Origin of the sequence: Pantoea septica, assembly GCF_002095575.1 — a bacterium.
In the GTDB taxonomy this organism is placed as follows: Bacteria; Pseudomonadota; Gammaproteobacteria; order Enterobacterales; family Enterobacteriaceae; genus Pantoea; species Pantoea septica.
On the sequence record NZ_MLJJ01000065.1, the window covers coordinates 1 to 8,255 of the forward strand.

General features: G+C 62.4%; 7 protein-coding genes and 1 pseudogene. 5 read left to right on the forward strand and 3 right to left on the reverse strand.

Annotation, left to right across the window (positions count from 1 at the left end; all coding sequences use genetic code 11):
* Positions 1 to 581, reverse strand: a 581-nt coding sequence (gene clsB / locus HA46_RS20250; RefSeq protein ID WP_084886494.1) for a cardiolipin synthase ClsB, incomplete at its 3' end; no start/stop codon positions are given.
* A complete protein-coding gene (locus HA46_RS20255; protein ID WP_084886497.1) occupies positions 578 to 1,339 on the reverse strand; it encodes an endonuclease/exonuclease/phosphatase family protein in 762 nt (253 codons plus the stop codon). The genes HA46_RS20255 and clsB, both read right to left, overlap by 4 nt.
* A gap of 179 nt (positions 1,340 to 1,518) precedes the next feature.
* Between HA46_RS20255 and HA46_RS20260 the strand changes: the two genes are divergently transcribed.
* The 4 genes from HA46_RS20260 (at position 1,519) to HA46_RS20275 (ending at position 5,680) form a co-directional block, all read left to right on the forward strand.
* Entirely contained in the window at positions 1,519 to 1,911 is a 393-nt protein-coding gene (locus HA46_RS20260) for a YbhQ family protein (RefSeq protein ID WP_033751562.1), read from the forward strand.
* 207 nt (positions 1,912 to 2,118) lie between these two features.
* The gene (gene rhlE, locus HA46_RS20265) at positions 2,119 to 3,465 is read left to right on the forward strand and encodes an ATP-dependent RNA helicase RhlE (protein WP_033789104.1); all 1,347 of its coding nucleotides are present in this window, start codon (positions 2,119 to 2,121) and stop codon (positions 3,463 to 3,465) included.
* 4 nt (positions 3,466 to 3,469) lie between these two features.
* Positions 3,470 to 4,420: a tRNA dihydrouridine(16) synthase DusC gene (dusC, locus tag HA46_RS20270; protein ID WP_084886500.1), complete on the forward strand. Its 951-nt coding sequence runs from the start codon at positions 3,470 to 3,472 to the stop codon at positions 4,418 to 4,420.
* Between the two features lie 72 nt (positions 4,421 to 4,492).
* The gene (locus tag HA46_RS20275; protein ID WP_033789108.1) at positions 4,493 to 5,680 is read left to right on the forward strand and encodes an MFS transporter; all 1,188 of its coding nucleotides are present in this window, start codon (positions 4,493 to 4,495) and stop codon (positions 5,678 to 5,680) included.
* A gap of 17 nt (positions 5,681 to 5,697) precedes the next feature.
* Here HA46_RS20275 and HA46_RS20280 read toward each other — a convergent pair.
* A pseudogene (locus HA46_RS20280) lies at positions 5,698 to 7,303 on the reverse strand (inorganic phosphate transporter).
* 165 nt (positions 7,304 to 7,468) lie between these two features.
* Between HA46_RS20280 and HA46_RS20285 the strand changes: the two are divergent.
* Positions 7,469 to 8,255: CorA family divalent cation transporter (locus HA46_RS20285; RefSeq protein ID WP_084886503.1), on the forward strand; the 787-nt coding region annotated here is incomplete at its 3' end.

An 8,255-nucleotide genomic window follows, 5' to 3' on the forward strand; every position in this document is an offset into this window, starting at 1 on the left:
TGAGCGTTGCCGGGCACGGCGTTGACCGCGGGGCGATGCGAGCGGCCGCCCCACCAGCGGCGCGTCACCGCTTCGCTGCCCATCGCCTCGCGCACATAGCGGGTAATATCCTCGACGATGGGGCCTTTGACCTCGACGGCATAATCCTGCTTCGCCTCCGGGCCGTAGCTGGTGTTGTGCTCGGCGGAGAAGTTGATGCCGCCGACGAAAGAGATAACGTCGTCGACCACCACGATTTTCCGGTGCAGGCGGCGGAAGACGTTGGTGCGCATCCCCATAACCAGCGGACGCGGATCGTAATAGATAAAGCGCACGCCTTCCGCCGTCAGGCTGTTGACGAATTTGTCGGAGAGATCCGGCGATCCGTAGCCGTCCACCATCACCTCAATCTTCACCCCGCGCTGCGCTGCGGCCAGCAGCTCGCGGTGCAGCGCGTTGCCGACCTCATCCTCAAACAGGATAAAGGTTTCCAGCATCACGCTGCGTTCGGCGCGCTGGATCGCCCCGAACACGCGCGGGAAAAATTCTTCGCCGTTCTCCAGCAGACGCAGGCTGTTGCCTTCTCGCCATTCGAAATTCATAGATGGATCTCCACGGCGAGCGGAGCGTGATCCGACAGGTGCGACCAGGGTTTGCGCGGCAGCGCCCAGGGATGACTGACCGTGGCGTTGCGGACGTAGATACGATCGAGCCGCAGCAGCGGGAAGCGGGCAGGGAAGGTGCGCGCCGGGCGGCCGTGTTTCATGCTAAATACCTCTTTTAATCCTGCGCCATGCTTCAGAATATGATTGGCGCGCAGCTGCCAGTCGTTGAAATCGCCCGCGACGACCAGCGGCGCGTCGTGCGGCAGCGAGGCCACCATGTCGCACATCATCTTCATCTGCGCGTGGCGGTGCGCCTCTTTCAAACCCAGGTGCACGCAGATCACGTGTAGCGTGCCGTGCGGCTCCGGCAGCCCTATTTTGCAGTGCAACATGCCGCGGTTTTCACTTCCTGCAACAGAAATATCGCGATTTTCATACTCCTGAATGGGAAACCGTGACAAAATCGCGTTCCCGTGGTGTCCCTCCGGATAGACGGCGTTGCGGCCATAGGCGAAATCGTTCCACATGGTGTCAGCCAGAAACTCGTAGTGCGGCGTCCCCGGCCAGTTCTCGTGATGCAGAGGGTGTACGGCATGCGTGCCCATCACCTCCTGCAAAAAAACGATATCTGCTGAGGTGGCGCGTACCGCTTCGCGCAGTTCCGGCAGGATGAAGCGACGGTTAAAGGTGGTAAATCCCTTATGGGTATTGATCGTCAGGACTTTAAGGGAAAATCCTTGCTTGGTTTGTGGCATACTCTCGACGCACTCCTTTTCATCAGCAAGAAAAGTAAAGTGTAGTCTTTGTCACAAACGGGTGCGGATAAGGATGGAAATTTAGGGCGTTATCCGAAAATTGCTTTACATTGAGGAAACCGTTACCGGCCTGTGCCGGTTGCACTTGGGCGACCTGTTGGGTCTGCCAGGAGAAAAGAATGAAATGGTCTAATCGTGTTCAAATCATCACTGGACAAACCTGCGTGCATATTGCCATGCACGCGCTGGTGATCGCCGCGCTGATCTGGGGCTGGAAGCACAAAGCTCTGATCGAAGTGTGCAGCACGCTGGTAGCCGCCTATGCCGTGGTGTTTATCGCCATGCTGGTCCTGCAGCGTAGTGTTCGTTTGCGTCGCATCGGTGATTATCTTGAAGAAGCGACTACCACCTACTATTTTGGCGCGGCGATGATGACGCTGTTTATCGTCTCGCGCTACATACACAACGCCTTGCTGATCGGTATGCTGGGCGTGGTGATGCTGGTAGGGCCGGCGCTGGTCTCGCTGCTGGCGAAAGAGCCGGCAGGGCGCATCCAGAAGAAGCGCAGCTAACTTCTCGGGTTCGCTATCAGGGGCTGCCGCAAGGCGGCCCCTGTTGTTTCTGCCTTTCTCGCACCCCGCGACGAAAGCTGCTACACTGCCTGCCTTACGCATCGTAGTTTGTGCCCTTTTCACACGTTAGCCCCCGGCTGGCGTCACTTTCCCCCCTGAAAACTACACCGTGAATCGCGGTCAGGGCGGACCGGAGTAACACACTTAATGTCTTTTGACTCTCTCGGCCTGAGCGCCGATATTTTGCGTGCGGTCGCTGAACAGGGCTACCGTGAACCTACGCCTATCCAGCGCCAGGCGATCCCTGTGGTGCTCTCCGGGCGCGATCTGCTGGCCAGCGCGCAGACCGGTACCGGCAAAACCGCCGGCTTTACGCTGCCGCTGCTGCAAAAACTTTCTACTCAGGCTGCATCGGGCCGCGGTCGCCGTCCGGTACGCGCCCTGATCCTGACGCCAACGCGCGAACTGGCCGCCCAGATCGGCGAAAACGTGCGCGACTACAGCAAATACCTGCAGCTGCGTTCGCTGGTGGTGTTCGGCGGCGTGAGCATTAACCCGCAGATGATGAAGCTGCGCGGCGGCGTCGATATTCTGGTCGCCACGCCGGGCCGTCTGCTCGATCTGGAACACCAGAACGCGGTCGATCTGTCGCAGATCGAGGTGCTGGTGCTGGACGAAGCGGATCGCATGCTCGACATGGGCTTTATCCACGACATCCGTCGCGTGCTGGCTAAGCTGCCGGCGAAGCGTCAGAACCTGCTTTTCTCCGCAACCTTCTCCGACGACATTAAAACGCTGGCGGAAAAACTGCTGCACAACCCGGAGCAGGTCGAAGTGGCGCGCCGCAACACCGCTTCCGAGCAGGTATCGCAGCTGGTGCATTTTGTCGACAAGAAGCGCAAGCGGGAACTGCTCTCGCAGCTGATCGGCGAAGGCAACTGGCAGCAGGTGCTGGTCTTTACCCGCACCAAGCACGGCGCCAACCACCTGGCTGAACAGCTGAATAAAGACGGCATCACCGCCGCGGCGATCCACGGCAATAAAAGCCAGGGCGCCCGCACCCGCGCGCTGGCCGATTTTAAAACCGGCGCGATCCGCGTGCTGGTGGCAACCGACATCGCCGCGCGCGGCCTTGATATTGAAGAGCTGCCGCACGTGGTGAACTATGAACTGCCGAACGTGGCGGAAGATTACGTGCACCGCATCGGCCGTACCGGCCGCGCCGCCGCAACCGGCGCCGCGCTCTCTTTGGTCTGCGTGGATGAGCACAAGCTGCTGCGCGATATCGAGCGTCTGCTGAAGCGTGAGATCCCGCGTATGGCGGTTCCGGGCTACGAGCCGGATCCGAGCATCAAGGCGGAGCCGATCCAGAATGGTCGCGGTCAGCAGCAGCCGCGCGGTCGCGGTCGCGGACAGGGCGGCGCGCCCTCATCTGCACGTCCGCAGGGCGACAAACGCGCGCCGCAGCCGCGCCGTCAGAATCAGTCCGAGCAGGGCGCTAAGCCTGCGCGTCCGTCGCGTCGTCCGGCTGCGAAGAAAACCGGAACCGCGTAACGCTATGCGGGTGTTGCTTGCCCCGATGGAGGGCGTGCTGGATTCGCTGGTGCGCGAGCTGCTGAGCGAGGTCAACGATTACGACCTCTGCGTCACCGAGTTTCTGCGCGTGGTGGATCAGCTGCTGCCGGTAAAATCGTTTTACCGGCTCTGTCCCGAGCTGCGCAATAACAGCCGCACGCCTTCGGGCACGCGGGTGCGTTTGCAGCTGCTCGGTCAGCATCCTGAATGGCTGGCGGAGAACGCAGCGCGCGCCGCCGAGCTGGGTTCCTGGGGCGTCGATCTTAACTGCGGCTGCCCCTCGAAGCTGGTGAACGGCAGCGGCGGCGGCGCTACGCTGCTGAAAGATCCCGAGCTTATCTATCGCGGCGCGAAAGCGATGCGCGAAGCGGTGCCGTCGCCGCTGCCGGTCACGGTAAAAGTGCGTCTCGGCTGGGATTCCGGCGAGCGGCGCTTTGAAATCGCCGACGCGGTGCAGCAGGCGGGCGCCAGCGAGCTGGTGGTACACGGCCGCACCAAAGAGGATGGCTACCGCGCTGAGGCGATCAACTGGCAGGCGATTGGCGAGATCCGCCAGCGGCTGCGCATCCCGGTGGTGGCGAACGGCGAGATTTGGGACTGGCAGAGCGCGCAGGCGTGTCTGAAAGCGACCGGCTGCGATGCGGTGATGATTGGTCGCGGCGCGCTTAACGTGCCCAACCTCAGTCGGGTCGTGAAGTACAACGACGCGCCGATGGCCTGGCCGGACGTGGTGGCGCTGCTGCAAAAGTACGCGCGGCTGGAGAAGCAGGGCGATACCGGCCTCTACCACGTCGCGCGCATCAAGCAGTGGCTCGGCTACCTGCGCAAAGCCTATCCTCAGGCGGACGGCCTGTTCACCGATATCCGCGCGCTCAAACACTCCGCCGCTATCGCCGAGGCGATCGACCGACAGGCCGCTGCGCTGGCCCTGTGACAAAAATTCAGGCGACCCGTTAGCAGGCTAAGCGTATAGTGAAAGCCATTTTTCACAACAAGCCAGCCTGCTATGTCTGATGTCGCGGTACTGACTAACGGTCAACTCAACAAACGCATTCTCTCTGTTCTGATCTTCACCTTCTTCTGCTATCTCTCCGTGGGGCTGCCGCTGGCGGTGCTGCCGGGCTTCGTGCATAACCAGCTCGGCTTCAGCTCGTTTGTCGCCGGGCTGATCATCAGCCTGCAATATTTCGCCACGCTGCTGAGCCGTCCGCAATCGGGCCGGCTGGCGGATCGCCTGGGGCCGAAACGGGTGGTGATGCTCGGCACGCTGCTCTGCGGCATGAGCGGCGTGATGACCATTATCGCCGCGCTGTGCCGCGACTGGCCGCTGGTCAGCCTGCTGCTGCTGGCGGCTGGACGCCTGTTCCTCGGCGTCGGCGAAAGCTTCAGCAGCACCGGCTCCACGCTGTGGGGCATGAATATCGTCGGGCCGCTGCAGACCGCGCGCGTGATCTCCTGGAACGGCGTCGCCACCTATCTGGCGATGGCGATCGGCGCGCCGCTGGGCGTGATGCTGAACCAGGGACTGGGCATCAGCGGCTTTGCCGGCCTGGTGGCGCTGATGGGCGTCGTGGGTTATCTGCTGGCGAGCCGCAAACCGGCGGTCGAGGTGAGCCAGGGGCAGCGTATTCCGTTTCATCGCGTCTTTTCGCGCGTCTGGCTGTTTGGCCTGGCGCTCGGCTTCGGCACCATCGGCTTCGGCGTCATCTCGACCTTTATTACGCTCTACTTCGCCAGCCGCGACTGGAGCGGCGCCGCCTTCGCGCTGTCGCTGTTTAGCCTCGGCTTCGTGCTGTTCCGCCTGCTGTTCAGCCGCGCCATTACGCGTTTCGGCGGGCTGCGCGTCGCTATCGTCTCCTTGCTGCTGGAGTGTGCCGGGCTGCTGATTATCTGGCAGGCGGAGAGCAGCCTGCTGGTGGATCTCGGCGCGCTGCTGACCGGCTGCGGCTTTTCGCTGATTTTCCCGGCGCTGGGCGTAGAGGCGGTGAAGCAGGTGGAGCGGCAGGATCAGGGCTCGGCGCTCGGCGTCTATTCGGCGTTTCTCGATCTGGGACTCGGCCTGACCGGGCCGGTGGCGGGGTTGCTGATTGGCTACTGGGGCATGCAGTCGGTCTACCTGGCGGCGGCGATGATGGTGCTGGGCGCCTTCGGCATTACGCTGCGCCTGATGCAGCGCTACAGCGGCGCGGCGTAATGCCGCGCCGACGGCCACTAGAACTGCGAGAAGAGTGCGTAAAGTCCGGCGGCCAGCAAAATAGAAACCGGCAGCGTCAGGATCCACGCCATCGCCAGATTGCGCAGCGTGGCGAGCTGCAGGCCGGAGCGGTTAGCCGCCATGCTGCCCGCCACGCCCGACGAGAGCACATGGGTGGTAGAGACCGGCAGGCCGAAGCTGTCCGCCGCGCCGATGGTCGCCATCGCCACCAGCTCCGCGCTGGCGCCCTGCGCGTAGTTAAGGTGGGTTTTTGCCGATGCGCTCGCCTACGGTAACCACGATGCGGCGCCAGCCGACCATGGTGCCGAGGCCCAGCGCAATCGCCACCACCACTTTCACCCACATCGGAATAAAGCGCGTGGCGCTGTCCAGCTCCTGCTTAATCGCCGTCAGATTGCGCTGCGTCTCTTCCGGCATCGCCACTTTATTGGTCTGGATATGCTTGATCGACTCCGAGGTCAGGTACATCTGGTTACGGGTGTTAGACACCGCCTGCGCCGGAATATTCTCCATTGATCCGTAGCGGCGGATCTGCTCGCTGATGTCGCCCAGCGTCAGCGCCAGCGCGGGCAGCACGTTGGGGTTCATCTCGTTGGTGCGCACATAGTCGGTCAGCACGTCGCGCGCCACCGGCGGACGGGCGCTGGCGGGCTGTAGCTGCAGCAGCTGGTTTTCCGTCACCTGCGCCAGCGCCGCCACGCGCGGGATCTGATCCGGCGGCAGCGAACGGTTCAGCGCATAGGCGATCGGCATGGTGCCCACCAGAATCAGCATAATCAGCCCCATGCCTTTCTGGCCGTCGTTGGAGCCGTGGGCGAAGGAGACGCCGGTGCAGGTCAGGATCAGCAGGCCGCGGATCCAGGCCGGCGGCGGCTCGTTGCTTTTCGGCGCCTCATAGAGATCGCGGTTGCGAATAAAGGCCTTCATCGTCAGCAGCAGCAGCGCGGCGCAGACAAAACCCACCAGCGGCGAGAGGATCAGCGAATAGCCGATCTTAATCGCCTGATCCCAGTCCACACCGCTCATGCCGCTGCGGCCGTGCAGCAGCGCATTGGCAACGCCCACGCCGATAATCGAACCGATCAGCGTATGGGAAGAGGAGGAGGGGAGGCCGAGATACCAGGTGCCCAGGTTCCAGATAATGGCGGAGAAGAGCAGCGCATAGACCATGGCGAAGCCGCCGCCGCTGCCCGCCTGCAAAATCAGCTCGACCGGCAGCAGCGAGATAATGCCGAACGCCACCACGCCGCTGGAGAGCAGCACGCCGAGGAAATTGCACAGTCCTGACCAGACCACCGCGACGCCGGGCGTCAGCGAGTGGGTGTAGATCACCGTCGCCACCGCGTTGGCGGTATCGTGAAAGCCGTTGACGAACTCAAACCCCAGCGCGATCACCAGCGCCAGGCCCAGCAGAAAGAAAGGGACGTAGCTGGTGACCGGCGTGTCGGTTTCCTGCACGTCGCTGAACAAGTTGAATCCGGCAAAAGAGAGCCCGGCGACCAGCAGGATAAGAAACAGCGGTTTTGAAAAACGGTTGCGCTTGCCAGTAAGATTCGGACGCCCGGCAACCGATGGGGATGACGATAAGCTGTTTTCGCTCATAAACACCTCGGTGGATAGTGGCGGGCGCGCCCTGTCCGCACCCATTACTGGCAGGGATACGCGCTTTATATGACAGAACAATGATGTTGCACGGCGGCTGTCATTATTCTGTCATCACTCTGCATCAGGCTGTGGATCTGGTCCGCTTTGATATTTAGTCCATCCATGGTTTCTGAGCTGTTACTGGCGCCTGATAAATCCGATTTCGACGACGAGGTCGCCGGTTTAATCCACGGCTACCTGATGTCGCCCGACGCGCCGCCGCGCCGTCTTAACGCGCGCGAAGCGGTGCAGGCCGGGGAGAGGCCGCGCCGCGACGGCGAGTTTCTCTGGCTGCATATCAACCTCAACCACGCCCGCGCCCAGCACTGGGTTCAGCGCCATTTTCAGGTTGATGAAGATTTCTTCGAAGAGATCCATTCCGCCTCGTCGCGCACCCGGCTGGCGGAGCAGGGTGAAGCCTTGATGGCGATCCTCAACGACGTCACCTTTAGCCAGGAAGAGCACAGCGCGCAGAACGCCACGCTCTGGATCTGGTGCCGTCGCCAGCTGCTGGTCAGCGCGCGCTATCGCCAGGTCGATATGATCGAACGCATGCACCAGCGCCTGCAGTCGTGCGCCTTTCGCAACGCCGAAGAGATGCTGCTCAACCTGCTGGGCGAGCAGGAGCGCCAGCTGGAGCAGGTGGTGCGGCGCACCAGCCTGGCGGTGGACGCGATTGAGGAGCGTCTGCTCAGTCCGGCGATCAAGGCGAACCGCAGCGAGCTGGGGCAGCTACGCCGCATGCTGCTGCGTATTCAGCGTCTGCTGGCGCCGGAGCCGGCCGCGCTGTTTCGCCTGCTGAATCGTCCGCCCGCCTGGCTGAATCGCGATACGCTGCGCGAGCTGCGCGCCTTTACCGAGGAGTTCAGCGTGGTGCTTAACGACCTCGCCAGCCTGATGGAGCGCATCC